Genomic DNA, 24208 nt, shown 5'->3' on the forward strand with positions numbered 1-24208 from the left:
TCTACTATGATGAAATAGTAGAGGGGATCGATTATAGTTGCTAATGATTATGTTGTTCTTCTGTGGAAGAGGTTGGCGGGATATGCTCTGGGAACGTTACAAATATAGTCAGGATAATTACTACACCAATTGAGAGTAATAATGGAAAACGTCGCTGAATAACAGCAGAAAAACTTTCTGATAAAAACTGAATCATACATGACATAGTTATTGTTATAGTAAGTAAAAGGCTAATGAATAGTATACTATGAGCTTGCTGAGCGTTTAACATTTCTGTAATCATTGCTCCCATCATACTTGCCATTACCCCAGAGAACATTCCTTCTAAAGCAGTATACAGGTGAAAACGTAGACCGACTAAAAAGCCGATAAATCCACTAATCAAAATAGCAAGCAAAGTAGAATATAGTAATTCCCCTTTAAATAGAATACCTAAATAAAAACCTATACTTAAACCGATACTCATACTAAAAGACATAATAAATACCATATACTCCATTAGGGTACCCTCACGTTTAGAAATATATGATGTAATAATAATCGAGATACAACAAAGTGTTAAGGCAGTTAATGTATAAGCAAACATCATGATACCTCCCTGTCCTATCGTTCACTTCATCATATGTTCATATGGAGAGTACTTATGCTTATTTATATCTGCATATTATCTGCACAATTTAATAAATGTAAGTAAGTAGGTGCTTAATTTTTTGAGCATCTTTTTTATTTGTGAGCATGAGAAAGAAATTGTTATATAACGAGTTTCTATTGTGAAGCCATCAAGAATAAGCGTATAATATTATAGTTATCCCATTACTGGGAGTAACCCGTGAATGATAAATAAGATTGTTCTTTTATCATCGCCTCTAAACAGATAGACAATGAAAGTAACACTGGAATACAGATAGGGAGTTATAAAATGAAATTAATTATTGCCGAGAAACCAGATCAAGGTTTGGCTCTTGTTTCACAATTTAAATATCGCCGGAAAGATGGATATTTAGAAGTAGAAGCGAATGAGTTATTTCCAAATGGAGCGTACTGTACATGGGCAATTGGTCATTTGACGCAGTTATGTAATCCAGAGCACTATCACGCAGAGTGGAAAAAATGGTCACTTAATACGTTACCGATGATTCCAGAGCGTTTTCAATTTGAAGTAACAAAGTCGAAGTATAAACAGTTTAACGTTGTGAAACAGCTGTTACATAATCCGCAGGTAACAGAAATTATTCACGCGGGCGATGCCGGGCGTGAAGGGGAATTAATCGTACGAAACATTATTAATCTTTGCAACGTACAAAAGCCGATGAAGCGTCTTTGGATTTCATCTTTAACGAAGCAAGCTATTTACCAAGGGTTTAAAAACTTGCTTGATGAATCAGATACAATCAATACGTACTATGAGGCGTATACAAGGTCATGTGCGGATTGGGTCGTTGGTATGAATGCATCGCGTGTCTTTAGTATTTTGCTAAAGAAAAAAGGAATGAATGATGTATTTTCAGCTGGTCGTGTACAAACACCGACACTCGCATTAATTGTAAAGCGTGAAAAAGAAATAGAGAACTTTAAGTCAGAGCCATTTTGGGAAGTGTTCGCAACCTTTAATATGGAAGGAAAGAAGTATGAGGGGAAATGGGAGAAGGATAGTGAATCCCGCTTAAAAGACCCTGATATGGCAAATAAAATTGCGGCATTTTGCCAAGGGAAACCAGCTGTAGTAAAAGAAATGAAAACGGAGCGTAAAGAGTTTCAGCCGCCGTTTTTATTTAATTTATCAGCACTGCAAGCGACAGCTAATAAAGCTTTTAAATTTTCACCGAAAAAGACGCTTGATATAACACAAGCACTATATCAAAAAGGGATAGTTTCTTATCCTCGTTCAGATTCTAACTATGTTACACAAGGAGAAGCAGCGACGTTCCCTGATATTTTACAGAAGTTAAGTCAGTTTGATGAATATAAAAATTTATTACCGGCTCCGGTTGAATCGATTATGAATAATAAGCGTTATGTGAATGAAAAGAAAGTAACAGATCACTACGCAATTATACCGACAGAGCAAGTTACAAATCCAAGTAGATTATCAGGTGATGAAAAGAAAATTTACGATATGATCGTAAGAAGACTGATTGCGGCGCATTATGAAGTAGCAATCTTTGACTATACAACGATTGTAACGCTTGTAGATGAACGTGCTGAATTTATTTCAAAAGGAAAACAGCAAATTCAAGAAGGATGGCGTAAAGTTATTTTCCAAGACGATAAAGATGACGAAACAATTCTTCCAATTGTAGCTGAAGGTGAAGAAGGAAAAGTTGTAAAGGTAAAAGTAAAAGAAGGAAAAACACAACCACCGAAACGTTATACAGAAGGACAACTTATTACGTTAATGAAAACGGCAGGTAAGTATTTAGAGAATGAAGAGCTCGAGAAAGTATTAAAGAAAACAGAAGGTTTAGGTACGGAAGCGACTCGTGCAGGTATTATTACGATGCTGAAAGACCGTAAATATATAGATGTGACGAAAAACCAAGTGTATGCAACCGATAAAGGGAAAGTATTAATTACTGCAATCGGTGATAAAATACTAGCTTCACCAGAAATGACAGCGAAATGGGAGCAGCGCCTTGCGGAAATTGGAGAAGGCACAGCTTCACCAGCTACATTTATGGAACAAACAAAAAAACTATCAGCTAAAATTATTGAAGATGCAGTGGAAATGTCGGAGAAATGGGATTTCACTGGATTACACGTTGAATCGATTGAGCGAAAAGGATCGAAATTTACAACAGGTAAAAAGGTTGGGAACTGTAAAAAATGTGATGGCGATGTGATTGATAAGTCAACGTTTTACGGTTGTTCAAACTACAATACAACGCAATGTGATTTTACCATCTCAAAGAAGATATTAAGTAAAACAATTTCGCAAAAGAATATGACAAAGCTTTTAAAAGGTGAAAAGACCGATTTAATTAAAGGCTTTAAAAAAGGCGAGAAAACGTTTGATGCGATGTTAGAGTGGAAAGATAATAAGATTAATTTTGTGTTTGAGAATTAAGTGTTTTCAATAAATAAAAAAACATGATAATTAAACTGTATCCTATAGAATAGACACTTAAAAAAGTCTATTCTATAGGATATTTTTTTGAATAAGTAGTACTATTTATTTTTATTTAAAATAAAATATACAATAAAAAAATCTTAATAATTGATAATTATTTATTGTAAAACAATAAATTTTGTATTAAAATCAATATCGTGATAAATCAGTGAGGTGCTTTTTATAGAAAGGTAACAACGCTGTTTTTTATTAGAGGAGGTAAAACTATGAACAATCACAATTTGATTATTGAAAATATGGATAATCCTCATGAGTTGGAGAGAATGTATAGAAAAGACCCAAAAGCTTTTAAAAAGTCATTCTCACAAGCATGGGATAAAAATCCTGATTCTCAGGTGCTAGCTGCTTGGTATGAAAGGTTGCATTTCAAGGAGACGGCAAATAAAGAAAAAGTATCGTTGTTTCAAAAAGGTTTCTTATTCATGGGCATGTTAGCTATTCTAGCCGGGCTAAGCACTAGAATCATTTTCCACTTTGTTGAGCAGGAAGCAATTGCTCCAATAAACTTGGCTTTTGGTGTAATTCCCTTTATTGCTGCTTATTTTATTTACAATAATACTCCGAAAAAAAGTATTATTTATTTTCTTGCAGCGTTGTTCCTAATTGCCGGGTTGTATCTTAATACGTTGCCATTAAATTATAAAGACAGCAGTATCCTTGCGTATTTACATCTTCCTATATTGTTATGGGTCTTATTGGGACTTGCGTTTACAGGAAATGAATATTCAAAAGGCAGTACAAGGTTAGCTTATATTAAATTTAATTTAGAATATGGTATTCTCTACGCGAGCATGGCAGTGAGCGGAATGATACTAGCAGTATTCACCATGAAGTTATTTAGCTTCGTTGATTTGGATATAGGAGAATTCTATTTTAGTAATGTTGTTTTATTTGGAGCTGCGGCTCTCGCTGTAGTGGCTGCATACTTAGTATCATTGAATCTTAAACTTGCTAAAAATATTACACCATACATATCTAAAATTTTTAGTCCTCTCGTCCTGATCACATTGTTTATCTATCTTATAACTGTAATTTTGGTCGGGAAAAATCCATTCTTGGATCGCAATTTCCTAATGGCCTTCAATGGAATACTTCTTGGTGTATTGGCCGTTACCATATTTTCTATCGTTGAGAGTGACTCGGACGAGAAAAAGAGCATTTCAGATTATATAAATTTTGCCTTAATTGTTCTGTCGCTTATTATTGACACTGTCGCTTTGTCAGCCATCGTATTCAGACTCTCTTCTTACGGGATTACACCTAATAGACTTGCTGTTTTAGGCGTAAACATACTGATTTGGGCAAATCTCATTTGGATTATGTTTTCCTATATGCGTTTCTTGCAAAACAAATCAGGACCGACAGCTATCCAAGATGCCGTTACGAAGTATTTGCCAATCTACGGACTTTGGGCAGCTTTCGTAATATTTACTTTTCCTATAATTTTTAAATAGAAAGGCTTTGTTAATGTAATTGCAAGGTAATCTTCTATAATTTCTCGAAAATAAAAAACGTCCTAAAGTAGGACGTTTTTTTATGTATATCGCTGTTTTCTCTTAATAAGCAACAACACTTGTGAAACACAAGCAAGTACTGGCAGTTCAATCAACGGTCCAATAACTAACGCGAGAGCGATAAGAGGTTCGTCTGGAAAAGCGGTCACAGCAATAGCAAGTGCAACAGGTGAGTTTCTTGCTAATGTTGTTAAGTTTAGACTTACTGTATCTTTATAAGATAAATGCATAATACGCCCGATAAATTGTCCGAGTACAAAATTAATGATGAAGAACAATAGAACAGGAATGAGTAATAATAAAACGACATTCATATTTTGTAGTAAATATTTACCTTGTGATGCAAACATCGCTACTATTGCTAAACTTAAAAATACAATTTGGGCAGAGCTGAAAAAAGGAATGAGTTTATTCTCGAGTGTTGCAGCTTGTTTCATTTTATACATAATGAATTTTGTAGCGTGTGCAAGTACAAATGGTAAGACGATTACGATAACAATACTTTCTACTAAAACAGAAACCGCTACAGTCTTCATAACACCAGCGAATAAAAATAAATAAATGGGAAGGAGTAGTACTTGCAAAATTAAATTTACAGGCAAAATTGCAGTAGAAAGTGCTACATTTCCTTTCGCTATTTCAGTAAAGATTAAGTACCAATCTGTACATGGAGTAACCATTAACATAATAAATCCAACCCAAAGTGCTGGGTGATCGGAAAGAAATAGTGCACCTAATCCCCAAGCGAGTAAAGGTGTCCATACAAAATTAATAGTAAGGCTCGTTCCAGCAAATTTTAAATTACGGAATCCATTTTTTATTTCTTTCAATGGGATGCTGAGGAATAATCCATACAGCATGAAAAATAAGAAGGGGACAATAAATTGCTCTGAATACATATGTATCAAATTAAATTGTCCGAGTACGATGCCGCATGTAACAGCAAAAAGAATAATAAAAGTTTGAATCTTTTCAATAGTGCTCATGAGTAAATCCTTTCTAAATATGAATTGCCCTCTCTACATCCATTATACAAATAATAAAGTTATAATGGGTGTTTTAATTGTATTGGGGCTATTACTTTTAATTCGAGATATTATTTTTTATTTAAAGTTACTTGACTAAAGTAAGTGGGTGTATTACAATCACTTACATAAGGTAATTAAATAACAAAAAGTTTCATGTGTCTTTACTAAAGGTATCTATTGGAACTTTTTATTAGAATAAGAATTTTTATGATGATGAATAATGAATATGATAAGAAAGTCTAGGTGAAGAAAATGGGATTATTTAGCTCGTTATTTGGTAAAAAAGAAGAAAATACAAAAGTAGAGGGGAATAAAACAATGTCAAAAGTATTATTTGTAAAAGCAAACGATCGTCCAGCGGAGCAAGCAATTAGTTCAAAAATGTATGAAACGTTTGTAAGTACTTATAAAGAAGCGAACCCAAATACAGAAATTACAGAGTTAGATTTATTTGCATTAGATCTTCCATACTACGGAAACATCGCTATTTCAGGTGGATACAAACGTAGTCAAGGAATGGAATTAACAGCAGAAGAAGAGAAGGCTGTAGCTAAGGTAGATCAATATTTAAATCAGTTTTTAGAAGCTGATAAAGTTGTATTTGCGTTCCCACTATGGAACTTCACAGTGCCAGCACCATTAATCACATATATTTCATACTTATCTCAAGCTGGAAAAACATTTAAATATACAGCAAATGGCCCAGTAGGTTTAGCTGGTGATAAGAAAGTCGTTGTATTAGGTGCGCGTGGTTCGGATTATTCTTCAGAACAAATGGCTCCTATGGAAATGGCGGTTAATTATGTAACGAATGTGCTTGGGTTCTGGGGAATTGTAAATCCAGAGACTGTTGTAATTGAAGGGCACAATCAATATCCAGATCGTTCACAACAAATTGTTGAAGAAGGTTTAGAGAACGTTAAGAAAGTAGCGGCAAAATTTTAATTGATAGTAAATATAAAAAAACCAACATGGATGACCATGTTGGTTTTTTAGTCTATTTCTATGTTAAAAAATGTATATTTATAAAATAAATGAAAAGTTTGAAAATAGTATTGCAAAATATTATATATCAAACTATAATGAGTTCAAGAATAGTTGATACTTGAATTAAATATTCAGAAAATTCAATTAGTTAAAATTGGAAAATGAGATAAGGAAATTTGAATGGGGGTTATATTATGGCGAATAAAGTACCGTTTTCGTTCATAGTAGTTATTGGATTAATGTTATTTGCACTATTTTTTGGAGCAGGAAATTTAATTTTCCCAGCAATGCTAGGGCAATCGGCAGGAGAGAATGTATGGATTGCTAACGCTGGATTTTTAGTAACAGGTGTAGGTTTACCGTTGCTAGGAGTATTAGCATTTGGTTTTTCGGGTAAAGATGATTTACAGTCATTAGCAAGTCGTGCTCACCCAGTATTCGGGATTGTGTTTACAACAGTTTTATACTTAGCGATCGGTCCGTTATTTGCAATACCAAGAACGGGTAATGTTTCTTATGAAATTGGTCTTAAGCCTTTTATGCCAGAAGGATTAGGTTCTACACCTTTAATTCTTTTCACAATTATATTCTTTAGCATCACTTGTTTTTTTTCGCTAAATCCTGCGAAAATTGTCGATATTGTTGGAAAAATATTAACGCCAATTAAATTGACATTCATCGGTATTTTAGTAATCGTTGCTTTTGTTCATCCGATTGGAGATATGCAAGCACCAGTGGAAGCTTATACATCACATGCATTCTTTAAAGGGTTCCAAGAAGGATATTTAACAATGGACACGCTTGCATCATTCGTATTTGGAATCATCATCATTAATGCAATTAAAGAAAAAGGTGCGAAAACGAAAACACAGATTATGATCGTTTGTGCAAAAGCGACAATCATTGCAGCATCTATTTTAGCAATTATCTATACAGCTCTTTCTTATATGGGTGCTTCAAGTGTTGCAAAGCTTGGACATTTAGAGAATGGTGGAGAAGTATTAGCGAAAGTTTCTAACTATTATTTTGGATCATATGGCGGAGTATTATTAGGATTAATGATTACAGTAGCGTGTTTAACAACTAGTGTGGGACTTGTATCAGCCTGTTCTTCATTCTTCCATAAGTTATTCCCAAATGTTCCTTACAAAGCGATTGCAATCACGCTATGTGCATTTAGTGCAATTGTTGCAAACGTAGGATTAACACAATTAATCGCAGTTTCTGTTCCAGTACTAACAGCAATTTATCCACTAGCAATCGTATTGATTTTCTTAACATTCTTCCATTCATTATTCAAAGGAAGAACTGAAGTTTATCAAGTGAGCTTAATCGTAACATTTATCATCAGCTTATTCGATGGATTAAGTGCAGCTGGAGTTAACATTGAAGTAGTAAGCCGAGTATTCACTAAATTCCTTCCGATGCAAGAAGTAGGATTAGGATGGATCTTCCCAGCAATTATCGGTGGATTTATCGGATATGGCATTAGCGTTTTAAAAGCAAAAAATCAAGTTCAGCCAGCTAGTGCGAATAAGAAAATAGGTTAAACAAAAAAGTTATAGAACTTGTTTCTATAACTTTTTTTGTTACTATTAATAATGAAAGAAAATAAAGTAGTAGGGGAAATAAAATGAAAAAAACAATTGATCATATCGGCATCGCAGTTCGAGATATAGAAAGTACGATACGTTTTTATGAAAATGTGTTGTTAGGAACGTTAATAGATCGTTACGTAAGTGAAGCTCCTGGTGTGGAAAGCGAAGTAGCCATTCTTGAAGTGGATGGAGATAGAATTGAATTACTTGCGCCTACGAATAATACGACATCTCCAATTGCCCGTTTTATTAAACAAAAAGGTAAAGGTGTTCATCACGTTGCGTATCGTGTCGATGATTTAGATGTAGCTCTAGAAGAGTTAAAAGAACAAGGTATTCGGACATTAGAGCATACACTTCGAATTAATAAGCACGGTAGAAGATTAATATATCTTAACCCAGCGGATACAGAGGGAACAATCATTGAGTATTGTGATTATCCAGAAGAGAAGTAAAGAAATTTAATGATGGAAGAAGGGTATTGCGTAATAACGTAATACCTTTTTCATTTATGTATTTCACACTTTTTTCACAAATGATTCACGATAACTTTTCTTCTTCAGGAACTTACATAAATATATTTTATGATATAATAACAATCGACTTTAAAAATGTAAGTTGTATCTGTGAAGGTAGTTACTATTATATTAGAAGTTTAAAGGTGAAAGAAAAATAAAGAGTTCTACTGTATAGAAGTCTATATTTAATCAGGTTAATATTTCTCCAAGTAATCGACTTGGGAAGTAGATGTAATGAAAATAGAGCGATGAGGAAGAAAGAAGTGAAATGAGTGTGAAAGTAATGAGAAGGTTAGGGGCATGGCTATTAATTGCATGTGTACTTATCATATTGATACCAAAAAGTGCATCTGCTCATGCGTACATTGTGAAATCAAACCCTGCTGAAAATGAAACGTTGAAGAAAGCACCATCTGTAGTGAAAATTGAATTTGATGAGGATATACAAGTTTCGCATTTTAATACCTTGTTTGTAAGAGATACCTCAGGTACAAGAGTAGATTTAAAAGATGCTCATATCGATAAGAAAAACAAAAAAATATTAGAAGTAGGCTTAAAAGAAAACTTAAAAAACGGGCTTTACTCTATTCAGTGGAAAGTGATTTCTGCTGACGGGCATCCTATTCAAGGAGTTATTCCGTTCCGAATTGGGTCAGAGGAAGCGGGAGCAGACGATATACAAGTAGAAGAGATGGGGTATGTCCCGCAAATAGATATGATTATGGAACGTGGAGTTTTATATACAAGTTTCTCACTATTTATAGGCGTGCTATTCTTTAATCTTATTATGTATAAAGGGAATGCAACCTCGGTTCGATCAAGGAGTAAGAACATAATATGGATCTCATTATTGGGTATATTGATTAGCTTATTATTCAATCTACCATTGCAAGCGAAAATAAATGCTGATGTTTCATGGTTAGAAGCATTCGATCCGTTACTATTAAAAGAAACATTACAGCTTTCTGTTTTTGGATATGTATGGATTACTCAAATGGTTCTTATTAGTTCGCTTATAATCGTTACGTATTTTGCGATGAAGTGTGAGAAGCTGTCATCGTTTAAAGTATGGAGCATTCCAATAGTATTGTTTATTGGGATACTTGTTATGAAAGCCTTTAATAGTCACGCGTTTGGTTTAAAGTTTAAAGAGATTGCGGTCGTTATGGACTTTCTACATTTATTCGCAGCTTCGTTATGGATTGGTGGTCTATCATGTATTGTTCTTCTTTTACGTAAAGAGGATAATAAGTGGAGTATGTATTGGGATATGATTAAGCGCTTTTCACCGTGGGCAACAGGTGCTGTCATCGTAATTTTAATAACAGGTCTTTTTAACAGTACATTCTTTATACCAACAATAAACTCGTTATTTGATACGAAGTATGGATTAGCTTTATTAGCAAAGATACTTTTATTCATTTTCATGGGGATATTGGGAATTGTTCATTATGTGAAAGGGAAAATGAGAGCGGAGCAAGGTTTAGGCGCTACGGTGAAAGTAGAGTTTATCATTGGAATTATCATTTTCGTAATCGTAGCTTTTATGACAAACGTACAAACACCGCCGATGCCTCCAACTGGACCTTTTACAGAGAGTAAGCAATTAGATAATGGATATGAACTTACTTTACATGTAAGTCCTAATAAAGTAGGACAAAATACATTCCATATTACTTTAAAGGATGAGAACGGACAACCTGTTACTGATATGGAGCAAATTATTTTAACCACGCAATCATTGGATATGAATATGGGGAAGGGTTCATTTAAAGTTTCGGCCGTGTCACCAGGAGAATATGAAGCGGAAGGTATGTATATTAACATGACAGGAAACTGGAATATACAAGTGCACGGATTAACAAAATCTCTTGATAGTTTTGATACGGATTATAAATTTATTGTAGGCGGCAGATAAAGTGAAACTTTAATCAGCCCTCATCAATCGGGTTATCCGGCGAATAGCGGGATAAAGAGAAGGTATAGATAAAAAGGAGCTAATAGAAAATGAAACGTATAAAAAAATTTGGCACAACAATGATCGCAACAATAATTGCAATGGGGATTTTTTCGTTACCTGTTAGTGCGCACGTCACTGTGAAACCAGAAGCTTCGGACGTTAATTCTTGGGAGACTTACACGATAAAAGTACCAGTTGAGAAGAATGTAGCAACGACAAAAGTTACATTGAAAATACCGTCTGGAGTAGAGTTCCAACAGTATGAACCAGTGCCAGGATGGAAAGTGGAAGAGCAGAAAGATAATGCCGGAAAAGTGAAAACTGTAGTATGGGAAGCAACAGGAGAAGGGATTTTACCCGGTCAGTTCCAGCGATTTACTTTCGTCGCTAAAAATCCGGATAAAGAACAAAAAATAGCTTGGGATGCATATCAACAATATAAAGACGGAGAAATTGTGGAATGGACAGGCGATGAAAAAGCTGAAAAACCACATTCACTTACTACAATTGCAAAAGGTACGTCATTAACAGGAGAACATGGTGAAGTGTCTAGTGTAGAAAAGAATGAAGGTGCTAGTAATATGCAAGTAATAGCGATTATCTTATCTATTTTGGCGATTGTATCGTCGGCAGGTGCGTGTGTTTTTGTAGTACGTCGTAAAAAGTAAGATATAAGAAAGAGCCTACAAACAGCAGGCTCTTTTTCATTTTTATTTCACTTCAACCTGCTGCCTTACAGTAAGTGTTTTCGGCTTTATATTTACGAAGCAAATACTCACAACAATAAATAATAGTCCGATGAATAAGCTAATAGTAATGGCCTCATGTAAGAAAATTGAACTTACAATAATAGCGATTAGTGGAATGAGGAATGTATAAGCCCCAACTTTACTTGCTTCACCAGCTCCAACAAGAGTGAAGTATGCAAGCCATCCCATTGCAATAACAAAGAATGAAATAAAGAGTAGTACACTAACAAACGGTATACTCCAAGCAATACTAGACCAGCTTTCAAACTCTGATCCAAATCCAATTAAGCAAAGCCCGCCAATAATAAGCTGCAGTGTTACCATCCAAATGGAATTAACGCGGTGCCCAGTCTTCTTAATAAATACTGTTCCAAGTGCCCAGCCAATAGCGCATCCTATCGCGAGAAGGATTCCGATAATAGAAATATGTCCAGTTAAACTACTAGAGCTAATGACACCTACGCCAATAAATCCAAGAACAAGCCCGAAAATTTTTAAGCCGTACATAGATTCTTCAAGCCAAATCCATGAGAAAATGCCGAGTAAAACAGGTTGTAGAAATACAATGGCGGAAAATAACCCAGCGGGCATATATTGAAGGCCTACAGTTTGTAATCCGTAAAATATAATGATGTTAAGTAAAGAAGAAATAACGTATAAATGCCAAGTTTCTTTTAAGTGTAACTCTTTGTATTTCGGTAATGCGAAAAGGAGTAAAATGAATCCTCCAATTAAAGTTCGAACGCCTGCAAATAAAACGGGTGGTGTATAATGCAGGGCAAACTTAGATAAAGGCCAATTGATTCCCCACATGAAAACGAGAAAGGTAAGGATTATGGCCGTCTTAGTTCGAGAAAGCTGTGTCACGGTAAGACCTCCTTGTTGTTATTCATTTCACTATGATATGATATCGACTGTAATAAATAAAATGAATCTTTTTTATAAGGAGTATAAGTGATTAGTTATGACCATTACACAACTGCAAGTATTAATAAAAACTGTTGAGTTAGGTAGTTTTACGAAGGCTGCTCGGGTGTTAAATATGACGCAGCCAGCTGTAAGTCATGCGATTTCAAGTATTGAGTCAGAGTTAGGAGTTACGATTCTTATACGTGATAAACGAAAAGGGCTAATCGTTACGGATGTAGGAAACAGAATTCTTGTGCATATTAGAGAGATTTTGAACGGTGTAGAGAAGATTGAACAAGAAGTTGCGATGGAGAAAGGACACGAAGTTGGGACGATTCGAATTGGGAGTTTTCCGAGTGCCTCTGCACATTTCTTACCCAAAATGATAAACCTTTTTAAGGAGAAGTATCCGAACTTAGAAGTCGTTCTTTGTGAAGGAACGATTAAAGAAGTTGAAGATTGGTTAGTATCGAGGGTTGTTGATATAGGAATTGTTATTTTGCCTAATAAAGAGATGGAGATTGTCCCATTAACGAAGGGGAAAATGGTTGCTATCTTAAGAGAGGATCATCCTCTTTGTAAGAAGGATTCTATTGCAATTAGTGATTTAGAGAATGAGCCGATCATATTATGTAAGGGTGGATACGAACCACCCATTATTGATATGTTTAAACAAGCAAACGTACCACTTCGGGCTGAGTATGTAATATCAACCGTTACTACAGCTTTAAACATGATTCAAGAAGGGCTAGGTATTGCAATATTAGCCGAATTATCTTTAACGAATTTACCACAGAATGTGCAAACGAGAGAATTGGAACCACAAGTATGGAGAGAAATTGCTTTAGCTGTTCCTTCATTAAAGGATTCCTCAATCGCTGTGCAGCTATTTATTGAAGAATTTCAAGCGCTATTTGCAGAATAAAAAGAGGTGTCTCATATATCATAATGGGACACTTTTTTTATTTGTTTATAAAAAATCTATGAAAAGGATTGACTTATCTTTTTGTTGTAACTATAATGATTACATCGAGGTGGTGATCACGATGAAAATTAGTAGCCGCTTTTCTATAGCTGTTCATATTTTATCTATTTTGAAAAACAATCCATCTTCACTTTGTACTTCAGACTATATAGCTGAAAGTGTAAACACAAATCCAGTAGTCATTCGTAAAATTATGTCGTACTTGAAACAAGCTGGTTTTGTATATGTAAATCGCGGTCCAGGTGGTGCGGGATTATTAAAGGATTTACATGAAATCACATTGTTAGATGTATACCATGCAGTAAATGTAGTCGAAGAAGACAAACTATTTCATATTCACGAGCAACCAAATCCAGATTGTCCAATCGGAGCAAATATTCAAGCGGTGTTAGAAGTTATATTAATACAAGCGCAATCCGCGATGGAAGAAGTTTTGAGAAATATTACGATGGGGAATTTGTTTGAAACTTTGCAAGAAAAAATGAATGCTTAAATCATATTTTATATTTTTTTATTATTAATGTAACTGATTTGATTACAACTATAAAGGTAAGGTGTAAAAGTATGACTGTAAAAATGAAAGTATACTCAGATTTTATATGTCCATTTTGTTTTTTAGCAAAAGGTCCATTAGATGAAGTAGCGCAAGAGAAAGATGTAGAAATTGAATGGATGCCATTTGAATTACGTCCAAGTCCATATTCAAAAATAGATCCATGGAATGAGCCAGAAAAATTAGGCTCATGGGATGCTTTTATTCTTCCAACTGCGAAGAAGTTAGGAATCGATATGCGTTTGCCACGTGTTTCTCCGCATCCATATACACATTTAGCTTTCGAAGGGTGTCAATTTGCGAAAGAACGTGGACTAGGAAATGAGTATCATCACCGCGTATTCACAGCATTTTTCCAAGAAGAGCAAAACATTGAAGATATTGATGTTTTAACAAAATTAGCGGTAGAAGTAGGTCTTCCTGAAGCTGAATTTAAAGATGCGTTAGTAACTCGTAAATATAAAGAAAAGCATCAAGAAGCAATTCAGCATGCATATGATGAAGCGAATATTATGGCTGTTCCAACTGTCATGATTGGAGATGAAGTCATTCAAGGGCTTGCTAGTAAAGAAACGCTACAAAGAGTCATTGATAAAGAAATTGAAAAGGATAAAACAAATTCATTTGAAGGTATGCAATGTAATACAGATGGATATTGCTAAATCGCTTGTTATGAAATAACAAAATAAATTATAAAACAAATATTTGGAGGAATTAAAATGTCAGCAACTACAACAAACTTAAAAGAAGCAATCGTGAACCGTCGTTCTATCCGTAAAGTAACAAAAAACGATGCAATTACGAAAGAAAGAATTGAAGAAGTATTACAAACAGCTTTACACGCACCAACATCTTTCAATATGCAAAGTGGCCGCATGGTTGTATTAATGGATGGAGAGCATGAAAAGTTTTGGGATATTGTTAAAGAAACACTAAGAGCCCGTGTACCAGCAGAAAACTTTGAAGCGACTGTAGAAAGATTAAAAGGTTTCCATACAGGTGTTGGGACTGTGTTATTCTTTGAAGATCAAGCGACAGTAGAAAAAATGCAAGAAAATGCACCATTATATAAAGATCAGTTCCCATTCTGGTCTCATCAAGGAAATGCAATGTTACAACATACAGTATGGATGTTATTATCAGCTGAAGGAATTGGCGCATCATTACAACATTACAATCCAATCGTAGATGCTGAAGTGAAAGAAACTTGGAACATTCCAGCAGAATGGAGCTTAGTAGGACAAATGCCATTTGGTGAGCCAAATGAACAACCAGGAGAAAGAACATTCTTACCTACTGAAGATGTAGTGAAATTTTATTAAGAAATTTAATATATAAAGAGTTAAATAAAAGGAGAGTACATATTAGCTACATATGTACTCTCCTTTCGTATGTCATGTTAAACTCTTATTGCAAGAACGATTTTCTTCATATGGATTGAAGTTTTCCCTTACAATTAAAAATCTATTATTTTTATGTTTTTGAAATGACAGTAAACATCCCTGTCATATTTGGTGAGTAATCTTTAAAGTCAAATTTTTCATAGAATGATTCTTTACCTTGTGATGCAAATAAACCGACAAACGCCTTATCAGGAGCATTTTCATGTAAATATGCAACTAAACGATGCATGATTTCTTTCCCAATACCATGTTTCTGATAATCCGGATGAACCACTATATCTTGAATATAGAAATAGATAGCTCCATCACCAACAATTCTCCCCATGCCAATCATTTGTTCATTATCTTTCACTATGATGCAGTGAATAGAATTCTTCAGTGAAGTATCCGCTACTTCAAAATTCATATAATTAGTCCATCCAACAGAATCACACAAGTATTTGTACTCTTCTAATGTTGGAATGTTATGTTTAAACTCATATGTTTTCAAAATGTAACCTCCAAGTTCTTAAATACAACAAGTATATACATTCGACATTTTTTTATCTTTTCCTCTTATGTAACTGAATCCCTTTTGGCTATTGAATTTCGTACAGTTTCCTTATTTGTATTAATTTAAAAGAGTTTAGGGGAAAAATATAAGAAATAATGCAATAGAAAGGGAAGTGGAACAATGAATGATGATAAAAAATATACAGTAGTAGGTACTGATGTTGAAGAAGTAAAACGTCTAAATACAAATTCAGGATTAACATATAATCAGGTGAAAGAATTATTAGCGAAGCAAATGCAAAAAAAGAAGTAATGAAATTGAAATTCTTCATTTTTTCATGTAGCATTTCAATTAGAGAGAGTTACAAGGATAACTCTCTTTTTCAATACAATTTAGCAACTTTTAGAGTGGAGGTAACAACATGAAAAAGTGGGTAAAGATAACGTTGTCGATCGCTGGAGGTATTGTCCTATTGTCATGTGCCGGAGGGTATTACTTGTATAAAAATTATTTTCCAAAGGAACCGGAGCGTATCGTATATGATAAAGATAGAGTATTAAAACCGATACATAATCAGTTGAAAGGCATTAATATAGAAAATGTAAAGATAAAAGAAAAAGAAGTCGTAAATGCGACTGTAGATGAGCTTCAAAAAATGATTGATGATGGGAAATTATCATATGAAGAAATAACGAGTATTTATCTTTTTAGAATACAAGAACATGACCAAAATGGAATATCATTAAATGCTGTTACAGAGATTAATCCAAATGCAATGGAAGAAGCGCGAAAGTTAGATAAAGAAAGATCTTTCAATAAGAAGTCGAACTTATACGGCATGCCAGTTATCGTAAAAGATAATGTACAAACGGAAAAGGTGATGCCGACAAGTGCGGGCACGTATGTGTTAAAAGATTGGATTGCAGATGAAGATGCGACGATCGTGAAGAAGTTGAAAGAAGAAGGTGCTTTCGTTTTAGGAAAAGCGAATATGTCTGAGTGGGCAAATTATTTATCCTTTACAATGCCTAGCGGATATAGCGGGAAAAAAGGACAAAATTTGAATCCATACGGTCCAATTACTTTTGATACATCGGGATCAAGTTCAGGATCTGCGACAGTAGTTGCGGCAGATTTTGCACCACTTGCAATCGGGACGGAAACGACTGGATCAATTGTAGCACCCGCGACGCAGCAATCAGTAGTTGGATTACGTCCATCACTAGGTATGGTGAGTAGATCAGGCATTATTCCATTAGCTGAAACACTTGATACAGCAGGGCCGATGGCAAGAACAGTGGGGGATGCGGCAACGTTATTTAACATAATGGTAAGTTATGATGAAAAAGATACTATGACAGAAAAAATGAAAGATAAAGAAAGAATTGATTATACGAAGGATTTATCAATAGACGGATTGAAAGGGAAAAAAGTAGGGGTTCTTTTTTCAATAGATCGACAAGATGATAATAGAAAAGAAGTAGCAGAAAAGATTAGAAAAGACCTTCAAGACGCAGGTGCGATATTGACTGATGATATTCAGTTAAACGATGGGGGAGTAGACAACCTACAAACATTAGAATATGAGTTCAAACATAATGTTAACGATTATCTTGCACAGCAAAAAAATGTACCGGTAAAATCGTTAGAAGAGATTATAGCGTTTAATAAAAATGATGGTAATAGACGAATAAAGTATGGACAAACATTAATCGAGGGATCTGAAAAATCTACTATAACGAAAGATGAGTTTGAAAAAATAGTGCGATCGAGTCAAGAAAATGCAAGAAAAGAGCTAGATAGATATTTAGTAGAAAAAGGTTTGGATGCTTTAGTTATGATTAACAACGAAGAAGTTCTTCTATCAGCTGTAGCTGGCTATCCAGAATTAGCGGTGCCAGCAGGATATGATAACAATGGAGAGCCAATAGGTGCAGTATTTGTCGGGAAGCAATTCGGTGAAAAGGAACTGTTCAATATTGGATATGCGTATGAGCAGCAGTCTAAAAATAGAAAATCACCAAAACTGTAAAAAGGTAAACGAAAAATAGAGCTCCACTGAAATATGTTGGTGGGCTAATATGAAAAGAATCTAACAATATAAAAAGAAAAAAAGGATTCTTCTCAATTAGTAAGAAAGATTGTCTATAGAAGTTCATAAAATGTAATATATTCAATTTCCATCCATTGAAGGGGGAGGTTAAATCTTAATGAATGAAGTGAAAAATTTCTTTCGAAGTAGAGGGTTCCAACGGTTTCTCGTTTTAATAATAGTAGCGCTTGTATTATATGGATTAAAAAGTATGATCAATTTAATATTAATTACGTTCATACTGACATTTTTAATGGATCGGTTTCAACGTTTTATTTCAAAGAAATTGAAAGTGAATCGGAAAATTGTTATCGCATGTTTGTATATAATATTAGTTACTTTTATCGGCACAACATTATATAAATATTTACCTGTGCTAACGATACAAATTTCCCAATTGATTTATCAGTTTAGGTTGTTTTTTCAAAATCCACCTGATAATGAGATCATTAAATATGCGCTTTCAACAATTAATGGGATGGAAGTATCAAAATATATAGAACAAGGTGTAGATGTCATATATCAATCGATTGCAAATATAGGAAAAGTCAGTTTGCAAATACTACTTTCTCTTATTTTAAGTTTATTTTTCTTGTTAGAAAAAGAACGCATCATATCATTTACTTCGAAATTTAAAGATAGTAGTCTGAAGGTTTTTTATGAGGAGATTGCTTATTTTGGTGAAAGGTTTGCAAGATCGTTCGGTAAAGTAATTGAAGCACAGTTTTTAATTGCGGTTGTCAATTGCGTACTCACTGTAATTGCACTTGTGATTTTAGGATTTCCACAGCTTCTTGTATTGGCCGTCATGGTCTTTCTACTCGGTTTGATTCCAGTTGCTGGTGTTATCATTTCCTTGTTTCCACTTTGTATTATTGCTTATAACGTAGGCGGAGTAATGTACGTTGTATACATACTTGTGTTCATTACAGTAATCCATGCTCTTGAAAGCTACTTTTTAAATCCGAAGTTTATGTCTGCGAAAACGAATTTGCCAATCTTTTATACATTTATGATTCTCATCTTTTCAGAGCATTTCCTTGGAATATGGGGGCTTATTATCGGGATACCAATCTTTATCTTTTTATTAGATGTACTTGATGTAAACAATGAGGAACAGTTTAAAAAGTAGGAAATGATAGAAAATAACTCATGTTTTCAAGGAACAATCAAAAAAAGCAATCCAAAATAAATTGGATTGCTTTTTTGAATAAACGATTAAAGAACTGGAGCCATTGTTTCTTTCAATACTTGAACAGAGTGATCGAATTTTAATTCTTCTTCTTCACTTAATTCCACTTCTAAAATTTCACGAACACCGCCGCGATTTAAAACAGCAGGTACGCCGATATAAACATCCTTTTGACCGTATTGACCTTCTAAGTAAGCTGATACTGTTAATACGCTATTTTCGTCGTTTAAAATCGCCTTTGTAACACGTAGAAGTGACATACCGATACCATAGTAAGTTGCACCTTTTCGCTCAATAATATGGTAAGCTGCATCACGAACGTTTATGAAGATTTTGTCTAAATCTTCTTGTGTGTATGTGTTGTCTCTATCAAGAAGCGTTTGTAGTTTTTGAATACCGACTGATACGTGACTCCAAACAGGAAGTTCCGTATCACCATGTTCTCCGATAATATAAGCATGAATGTTGTGTGGACCAATATCGAAATACTCACCTAACATATAGCGGAAACGAGCAGAATCAAGAGTTGTACCAGAACCGATTACGCGTTCTTTTGGTAAACCAGATTCTTTCCAAGTTACGTAAGTTAAAATATCGACAGGGTTAGTTGCGATTAAGAAGATACCATCAAATCCGCTATCCATAATACTACGAACGATTTGTTTAAAGATTTTCGCGTTTTTCTCAACTAAGTCTAAACGTGTTTCGCCTGGTTTTTGTGGTAATCCAGCCGTAATGACTACAAGATCAGCGTCTTTACAATCTTCGTAGCTACCTTTCCATACTCTAGTTGGAGCTGGTGCAAAAGGAACAGCATGACTTAAATCCATCGCTTCTCCTTCAGCTTTTGCCTCGTTTACATCAACTAAAACAAATTCTTCAGCTACAGCTTGGTTAATCATGCAGTAAGCATAACTACATCCAACTGCGCCTGTCCCTACTAATACAACACGGTTAATACCTTTTTTCATTTCAAAATTCCTCGCAATTTCATTAATTTTATTATGTAAGATAATACGTCTTACTTCTATAGAGTCATATCTAGTTTATTACATTTTATAAAAGATATTCAAGTAATTGAAAATGTATCCGTGCAATTCTTTGCACGAAACATAGGAAGTGAGTGAACCGAATATAATGCAATAAAATCCTTTATCGAAGGGGAAAAGGGCATGATGCAGCCATTAACGATGGAAAGAATGCTCCATATTATTAATGTGGGGCTCGTTAAAACGAATAATCCAAAGCAGATTATTATCGCTGGCGCAGGAATTTCAGGATTAGTTGCAGCATCGTTATTGAAAGAAGCAGGGCATAACATAACAATTTTAGAAGCGAATAATCGAATAGGCGGAAGGATATATACAATTCGTGAACCATTTAGTTCTGGTTTATATTTTAATGCAGGACCAATGAGAATTCCTGAAACACACGGGTTAACTTTAGCTTACATTCGTAAATTTAAATTGCCGTTAAATCTTTTTGTAAATAAAACCGCTTCAGATATTATTTATACGAATAATATTAAAACGAGATTGAGCGTGTTTGAAAAAAATCCAAGTATACTTGGATATCCCATTGTAGAGAACGAAAAAGGAAAAACGGCAGAAGAGTTAATGTTAGTAGTATTAGAACCAATACTTAATTTTATAAAAAAAGATCCTAATAAAAACTGGATCATCGTTGAAAAAAAGTATAAAACATATTCGCTCGGATCATTTTTAAGCGAGTATTATTCAGATGGAGCAATAGATATGATTGGGGTACTTCTAGATATGGAAGCATATATGGGAATGTCTTTAATTGAAGTATTACGTGAAATGATCTTTTTTACTTCAACGACAAAATATTATGAGATAACGGGCGGAATGGATACATTACCAAATTCATTTTTACCGGAGTTAAAAGATAATATTTTTATGTCGTATAAAGTAGAAAAAATTATACAGGAAGATAGTAAAGTGATGATGCAAGTAACAAATGAACAAACGTTACATCCATTTATGGTAACAGGCGACATTGCTATTATCACAATTCCATTTTCAGCGTTACGATTTGTAGAAGTTCAGCCATATCATTTATTCTCTTATTTTAAAAGACGGGCAATTCGTGAATTAAACTATATAGCTTCGACTAAAATTGCGATAGAGTTTAAAAGTAGATTTTGGGAAAGAGTGGGGCAGCGTGGCGGTAAATCTATTACAGATTTACCTATACGATTTACATATTATCCGAGTTATGGCATTCATACACCAGGGGCGGCTATCGTTTTAGCGAGTTATACGTGGGCAGATGAGGCGTTAACGTGGGATAGTCTCCCGCAAAGAGATCGTATACGTTACGCATTAAAAAATTTAGCGGAAATATACGGCGACATTGTCTATAGTGAGTTTGTTACTGGAACATCTTTTAGCTGGAGCCAAAATCCGTATTCTTGCGGTGCATTTACGGCTTTCGAACCAGGTCAAGAGTTAGAGTTATTTCCGTATATTACGCCGCCAGCTGGCAAAGTACACTTTGCAGGAGAGCATACGACATTAACACATGGATGGATGCAAGGAGCAATAGAGTCTGGAATTCGAGTTGCTTATGAAGTAAACGAACAGTGAAGATATATTTACAAATCACTATTCTTTTAATAAAATGATTAATATAAATCGTAATTATTACGCTTTGAATACGTTTGAAATAAAGAAATGGATGGTCGATCAAATGAAAAAAGTAGAAATTCATATATTAGGTGGCTTTTTAGGAAGTGGTAAATCAACATTATTACAAAATTTATTGTTAGCGGAGAAAAAGAAGAATAGAAAAGTTGCAGTATTAATGAATGAAATTGGTGAATACTCGGTAGATACAGATATTATTGGAAAAGAGAATGTTTTAAGAGAACTTCTGAAAGGATGTATTTGTTGTACGCTAAAAGAAGAGCTTGAAATACAATTACACTCGTTATATCAGCAAGAAAGACCAGATGTCATTTATATAGAAACGACAGGTGTTGCACATCCAATTGAAGTGTTAGATGCGTGTGTATCACCAATTTTAGCACCTTTTCTAGAAGTGAAATCAATTGTCGTCGTGTTAGATGCAGTAAGGTGGTTAAACCGAAGTGTATTAAGTGCAAACGTTCAGCAATTATTGCATGAGCAACTGAAGTTTGGTAGCCATATTTTAATTAATAAATCAGATTTACTAACAGATGTGGATAAGAACAAAGTAATTGAAGAAGTGAAAGAAATAAATAATCATGCGAAATGGTTTGAAACAAAATATTGTAATATATCTTTAGAGGACATAGAAGAAGCTGAATTTACGAATGATGGGGAACATGAGACACTACATGTCAAACAGCATTTACATATACAAACGATGACATATCAATTTACGAAATCGATTGATCAAGACAAATTATATGAATGGCTTTCGAATGTACCAGATAGTATTTATCGCGTAAAAGGATTTGTGAAATTCCATGGAGATAAATACCCGCACCTATTCCAATATTCATTTGGGGTACCGACTTTACTGGAACAAGATTTCGGTTTCCCGACGAACTTGGTAGTAATAGGAGAAGGGCTAGATAAGAAACAATTGGCTGAAGGGTTAGAGAAAGTAGAACTTAATTCTAATTAAGATGAAAGAGAGCTGCCCATAGGTCGGTGAAACCGACTTATGGGCAGCCTTTTATTTTTTATGAATAAGCATATAGATATTTGTATTCATTTTAAATAGTCACTCTTTTAGTATTTTCGTTTTCCAAGAGAAACACTTATACTAGTACTAGAGTCTCTTCTAAATTCAATTTTGCGACCATCTAATTCTATTGTTCGAGAGCTTGCAGTAGGATTTTTAATTAAACTATACAGATAATCTGCTTTAGTTGGTAGTAGTGTGTTTAGAATTTTTTTCACCGGCTCGTTTAATACAGAATCATCACTATGAATAGACATTCTATATGCGCTGTCATCATAGGGAGAAAAATTAAAATACATAATGCCATCATATGTTTTACCAGTTTTAGTGAATACATAATTATAATCGGTTTTTAAAAATCCAGAATCAATCAGTATATTCTCAATTTCTTTGTACTTATCCTCATCTTTTGCAGGAATAGAATCAGGAACAAAATAAGGGTTTACATTAATTGCTTTATACATAAACGTTGCAAATTGTTCTCTTGTTACATTCATTTCTCCGCCATATTGATAGTTTCCAATTCCTTTTGTAATGCCATTACTATACAATGAACGAACAGAGTCTGTTGCCCAAAAATTATTTGGAACATCATAGAAAAGGTCGTTTGTTTTTACAGGTAGATGAAACGCTTTTTGTAAGATAACAGCCATTTCATATCGAGTTAATGTATCATCAGGTCTAAACTTGTCAGTGCTATTGTCCCCTGTCATGATTCCTTTTTGAGCAACTGCTTTAATATTGTTTTCAAACATATGCCCATGAATATCAGAGAAATGTTTAATTGTAGATCCGGTATTTTCTAGTTTTAAGTATCTTGAAATAATCGCAGCTACTTGCCCACGAGTTACATTGTCCCCAAATCCAAATTTTCCGTTACCATAACCATTCATGACCTTTTGTTCAGTTAAATGGTCAATCGAATCTTCAGACCAATGCCCTTTTGGTACATCGATGAAACGTTCCGTTTGTGCATGAGCATTCGTTGCGCCGAATAATGTGGCGGTAATTAAGCCTGTTGCAAGTACATGTTTAAAATTCATTATGATTCCTCCTAAGTATATAAAACAATATTTTCTCACTCATATCCGTTGCTTTTAAGCAATAATCACTTATCTATTATATTAGCATATTTTGTTTTTGTAAAATATGGATTTACTTTCGTAATATAGCTTAAATATATATGGTGTTATAAGGGGGAGGGCGAGAGTGAAGGAAGTGTAAAAACAATAAGCAGGAAAGTAACTTTCTTTCAAATGTCTACTATAAGGGATCATATCAAAATACAGAAATCATTTTCTTTTTACTTAACGCCCTTTAAAAGGGACTATTTCATTATGAATTTTACTAATTAACTTCTAGTTTTATTTCTTTCCTCGTCATACCACCACGAGTTTTTTAAAC

At 34.3% G+C, this 24208-nt stretch carries 22 protein-coding genes; 16 read left to right on the top strand and 6 right to left on the bottom strand.

Going from position 1 to position 24208, the window contains the following annotated elements:
- Positions 1-40 precede the first annotated feature (40 nt).
- Positions 41-586, bottom strand: coding sequence for a hypothetical protein (locus J0835_RS09315; RefSeq protein ID WP_087980203.1), 546 nt, complete (start codon positions 584-586; stop codon positions 41-43).
- 333 nt (positions 587-919) lie between these two features.
- On the opposite strand from J0835_RS09315, the gene topB reads away from it, so the two are divergent.
- Together topB and J0835_RS09325 are read left to right on the top strand one after the other, a co-directional pair.
- Complete coding sequence (topB, locus tag J0835_RS09320; RefSeq protein WP_087980204.1) at positions 920-3064, top strand: DNA topoisomerase III; 2145 nt, start codon at positions 920-922, stop codon at positions 3062-3064.
- 269 nt (positions 3065-3333) lie between these two features.
- Entirely contained in the window at positions 3334-4581 is a 1248-nt protein-coding gene (locus J0835_RS09325; protein ID WP_087980205.1) for a DUF4153 domain-containing protein, read from the top strand.
- A gap of 80 nt (positions 4582-4661) precedes the next feature.
- Here the strand turns inward: J0835_RS09325 and J0835_RS09330 are convergent, their stop codons facing one another.
- A complete protein-coding gene (locus J0835_RS09330) occupies positions 4662-5627 on the bottom strand; it encodes an arsenic resistance protein (RefSeq protein ID WP_087980206.1) in 966 nt (321 codons plus the stop codon).
- Positions 5628-5921: 294 nt separating this feature from the next.
- Here J0835_RS09330 and J0835_RS09335 point away from each other — a divergent pair, with 294 nt between their 5' ends.
- The 5 genes from J0835_RS09335 (at position 5922) to J0835_RS09355 (ending at position 11400) form a co-directional block, all read left to right on the top strand.
- Positions 5922-6614 carry an FMN-dependent NADH-azoreductase gene (locus J0835_RS09335; RefSeq protein ID WP_087980207.1) on the top strand — a complete coding sequence of 231 codons (693 nt, stop codon included), beginning with the start codon at positions 5922-5924 and terminating at the stop codon, positions 6612-6614.
- 236 nt (positions 6615-6850) lie between these two features.
- On the top strand, positions 6851-8206 hold the full coding sequence (gene brnQ / locus J0835_RS09340; RefSeq protein WP_087980208.1) for a branched-chain amino acid transport system II carrier protein: 1356 nt from the start codon (positions 6851-6853) through the stop codon (positions 8204-8206).
- Positions 8207-8289: 83 nt separating this feature from the next.
- Entirely contained in the window at positions 8290-8709 is a 420-nt protein-coding gene (locus J0835_RS09345; protein ID WP_087980209.1) for a VOC family protein, read from the top strand.
- 331 nt (positions 8710-9040) lie between these two features.
- The gene (locus J0835_RS09350) at positions 9041-10690 is read left to right on the top strand and encodes a copper resistance CopC/CopD family protein (protein WP_140386733.1); all 1650 of its coding nucleotides are present in this window, start codon (positions 9041-9043) and stop codon (positions 10688-10690) included.
- Between the two features lie 89 nt (positions 10691-10779).
- On the top strand, positions 10780-11400 hold the full coding sequence (locus tag J0835_RS09355) for a YcnI family copper-binding membrane protein (RefSeq protein WP_087980211.1): 621 nt from the start codon (positions 10780-10782) through the stop codon (positions 11398-11400).
- Positions 11401-11442: 42 nt separating this feature from the next.
- On the opposite strand, the gene J0835_RS09360 is transcribed toward J0835_RS09355, so the two are convergent.
- Positions 11443-12348, bottom strand: a complete 906-nt coding sequence (locus J0835_RS09360) for a DMT family transporter (protein ID WP_000192803.1) — start codon at positions 12346-12348, stop codon at positions 11443-11445.
- Positions 12349-12445: 97 nt separating this feature from the next.
- On the opposite strand from J0835_RS09360, the gene J0835_RS09365 reads away from it, so the two are divergent.
- The 4 genes from J0835_RS09365 to J0835_RS09380 all read left to right on the top strand — a co-directional run bounded on the left by J0835_RS09365 (position 12446) and on the right by J0835_RS09380 (position 15250).
- Entirely contained in the window at positions 12446-13315 is an 870-nt protein-coding gene (locus J0835_RS09365; RefSeq protein WP_048561109.1) for a LysR family transcriptional regulator, read from the top strand.
- Positions 13316-13436: 121 nt separating this feature from the next.
- On the top strand, positions 13437-13868 hold the full coding sequence (locus J0835_RS09370; protein WP_087980212.1) for an Rrf2 family transcriptional regulator: 432 nt from the start codon (positions 13437-13439) through the stop codon (positions 13866-13868).
- Positions 13869-13939: 71 nt separating this feature from the next.
- The gene (locus J0835_RS09375; RefSeq protein ID WP_087980213.1) at positions 13940-14590 is read left to right on the top strand and encodes a DsbA family oxidoreductase; all 651 of its coding nucleotides are present in this window, start codon (positions 13940-13942) and stop codon (positions 14588-14590) included.
- A 57-nt stretch (positions 14591-14647) separates the two neighbouring features.
- Positions 14648-15250, top strand: a complete 603-nt coding sequence (locus J0835_RS09380; RefSeq protein WP_076536822.1) for a nitroreductase family protein — start codon at positions 14648-14650, stop codon at positions 15248-15250.
- A 151-nt stretch (positions 15251-15401) separates the two neighbouring features.
- On the opposite strand, the gene J0835_RS09385 is transcribed toward J0835_RS09380, so the two are convergent.
- Positions 15402-15821: a GNAT family N-acetyltransferase gene (locus J0835_RS09385; protein ID WP_087980214.1), complete on the bottom strand. Its 420-nt coding sequence runs from the start codon at positions 15819-15821 to the stop codon at positions 15402-15404.
- A gap of 183 nt (positions 15822-16004) precedes the next feature.
- Between J0835_RS09385 and J0835_RS09390 the strand changes: the two genes are divergently transcribed.
- The 3 genes from J0835_RS09390 to J0835_RS09400 all read left to right on the top strand — a co-directional run bounded on the left by J0835_RS09390 (position 16005) and on the right by J0835_RS09400 (position 19048).
- On the top strand, positions 16005-16136 hold the full coding sequence (locus J0835_RS09390; protein WP_087980215.1) for a hypothetical protein: 132 nt from the start codon (positions 16005-16007) through the stop codon (positions 16134-16136).
- Between the two features lie 109 nt (positions 16137-16245).
- Entirely contained in the window at positions 16246-17856 is a 1611-nt protein-coding gene (locus J0835_RS09395; protein WP_087980216.1) for an amidase family protein, read from the top strand.
- Between the two features lie 178 nt (positions 17857-18034).
- Positions 18035-19048, top strand: a complete 1014-nt coding sequence (locus J0835_RS09400; RefSeq protein WP_087980217.1) for an AI-2E family transporter — start codon at positions 18035-18037, stop codon at positions 19046-19048.
- 86 nt (positions 19049-19134) lie between these two features.
- Here the strand turns inward: J0835_RS09400 and J0835_RS09405 are convergent, their stop codons facing one another.
- Positions 19135-20079, bottom strand: coding sequence for an L-lactate dehydrogenase (locus tag J0835_RS09405; RefSeq protein WP_087980218.1), 945 nt, complete (start codon positions 20077-20079; stop codon positions 19135-19137).
- Between the two features lie 201 nt (positions 20080-20280).
- On the opposite strand from J0835_RS09405, the gene J0835_RS09410 reads away from it, so the two are divergent.
- Positions 20281-21717, top strand: a complete 1437-nt coding sequence (locus J0835_RS09410; RefSeq protein ID WP_048561104.1) for a flavin monoamine oxidase family protein — start codon at positions 20281-20283, stop codon at positions 21715-21717.
- 103 nt (positions 21718-21820) lie between these two features.
- Positions 21821-22744: a CobW family GTP-binding protein gene (locus tag J0835_RS09415; RefSeq protein ID WP_087980219.1), complete on the top strand. Its 924-nt coding sequence runs from the start codon at positions 21821-21823 to the stop codon at positions 22742-22744.
- A gap of 107 nt (positions 22745-22851) precedes the next feature.
- On the opposite strand, the gene J0835_RS09420 is transcribed toward J0835_RS09415, so the two are convergent.
- Entirely contained in the window at positions 22852-23847 is a 996-nt protein-coding gene (locus J0835_RS09420) for an S-layer homology domain-containing protein (protein WP_087980220.1), read from the bottom strand.
- Positions 23848-24208 lie beyond the last annotated feature (361 nt).

The sequence above is a fragment of the Bacillus cereus group sp. Sample62 genome (genome assembly GCF_036851315.1).
In the GTDB taxonomy this organism is placed as follows: domain Bacteria; phylum Bacillota; class Bacilli; order Bacillales; family Bacillaceae_G; genus Bacillus_A; species Bacillus_A wiedmannii.

Coding starts and splice junctions, on each gene's coding strand:
- J0835_RS09350 (WP_140386733.1), top strand. CDS start 9,041: ATGAGTGTGAAAGTAATGAGAAGGTTAGGGGCATGGCTATTAATTGCA.
- J0835_RS09400 (WP_087980217.1), top strand. CDS start 18,035: ATGAATGAAGTGAAAAATTTCTTTCGAAGTAGAGGGTTCCAACGGTTT.
- J0835_RS09370 (WP_087980212.1), top strand. CDS start 13,437: ATGAAAATTAGTAGCCGCTTTTCTATAGCTGTTCATATTTTATCTATT.
- topB (WP_087980204.1), top strand. CDS start 920: ATGAAATTAATTATTGCCGAGAAACCAGATCAAGGTTTGGCTCTTGTT.
- J0835_RS09315 (WP_087980203.1), bottom strand. CDS start 586: ATGTTTGCTTATACATTAACTGCCTTAACACTTTGTTGTATCTCGATT.
- J0835_RS09410 (WP_048561104.1), top strand. CDS start 20,281: ATGATGCAGCCATTAACGATGGAAAGAATGCTCCATATTATTAATGTG.
- J0835_RS09395 (WP_087980216.1), top strand. CDS start 16,246: ATGAAAAAGTGGGTAAAGATAACGTTGTCGATCGCTGGAGGTATTGTC.
- J0835_RS09415 (WP_087980219.1), top strand. CDS start 21,821: ATGAAAAAAGTAGAAATTCATATATTAGGTGGCTTTTTAGGAAGTGGT.
- J0835_RS09380 (WP_076536822.1), top strand. CDS start 14,648: ATGTCAGCAACTACAACAAACTTAAAAGAAGCAATCGTGAACCGTCGT.
- J0835_RS09390 (WP_087980215.1), top strand. CDS start 16,005: ATGAATGATGATAAAAAATATACAGTAGTAGGTACTGATGTTGAAGAA.
- brnQ (WP_087980208.1), top strand. CDS start 6,851: ATGGCGAATAAAGTACCGTTTTCGTTCATAGTAGTTATTGGATTAATG.
- J0835_RS09325 (WP_087980205.1), top strand. CDS start 3,334: ATGAACAATCACAATTTGATTATTGAAAATATGGATAATCCTCATGAG.
- J0835_RS09330 (WP_087980206.1), bottom strand. CDS start 5,627: ATGAGCACTATTGAAAAGATTCAAACTTTTATTATTCTTTTTGCTGTT.
- J0835_RS09345 (WP_087980209.1), top strand. CDS start 8,290: ATGAAAAAAACAATTGATCATATCGGCATCGCAGTTCGAGATATAGAA.
- J0835_RS09335 (WP_087980207.1), top strand. CDS start 5,922: ATGGGATTATTTAGCTCGTTATTTGGTAAAAAAGAAGAAAATACAAAA.
- J0835_RS09355 (WP_087980211.1), top strand. CDS start 10,780: ATGAAACGTATAAAAAAATTTGGCACAACAATGATCGCAACAATAATT.
- J0835_RS09405 (WP_087980218.1), bottom strand. CDS start 20,079: ATGAAAAAAGGTATTAACCGTGTTGTATTAGTAGGGACAGGCGCAGTT.
- J0835_RS09365 (WP_048561109.1), top strand. CDS start 12,446: ATGACCATTACACAACTGCAAGTATTAATAAAAACTGTTGAGTTAGGT.
- J0835_RS09375 (WP_087980213.1), top strand. CDS start 13,940: ATGACTGTAAAAATGAAAGTATACTCAGATTTTATATGTCCATTTTGT.
- J0835_RS09420 (WP_087980220.1), bottom strand. CDS start 23,847: ATGAATTTTAAACATGTACTTGCAACAGGCTTAATTACCGCCACATTA.